This is a genomic window from Bacillus sp. SIMBA_008 (assembly GCF_046535495.1).
Classification (GTDB): Bacteria; Bacillota; Bacilli; order Bacillales; family Bacillaceae; genus Bacillus; species Bacillus subtilis.
The window spans coordinates 1-309 of sequence record NZ_JAWRWL010000229.1; the positions used below are offsets into that span (position 1 = coordinate 1).

1 protein-coding gene is annotated in these 309 nt (G+C 68.0%); it reads left to right on the plus strand.

The window, feature by feature from the left end; genetic code table 11:
- On the plus strand, positions 1 to 309 hold a 309-nt coding region (locus SB658_RS22955), incomplete at both ends, for a hypothetical protein (RefSeq protein WP_410602559.1).

Consider the following 309-nt stretch of genomic DNA (forward strand, 5'->3'; position numbering starts at 1 on the left):
GCTACTGGTCATCGACGGCGCGCGCGGGCCGATCAAGGTCGGGCCCAGGCTACTGTACGCGCTGCCATCGCTGATTCTCGACCTGCTGGGGGGACAGAACCTGCCATACGCGACGCTGACCGGCGCAGAGGCGGCGCATACGCGCATGTTCATCGGCGGCCTGCTGGCCCGCACGGGCGACAAATGGGTGGACTGTTCGCAGGATGCCCGCGCATGCGAAGCCAGCCGCGATGACCTGGGACGCCTGGAAGCCCTGCGTGACGATCTGGTGGGCGGTCGGCAGTACAGCCTGGACATGCTGGGCGAGTC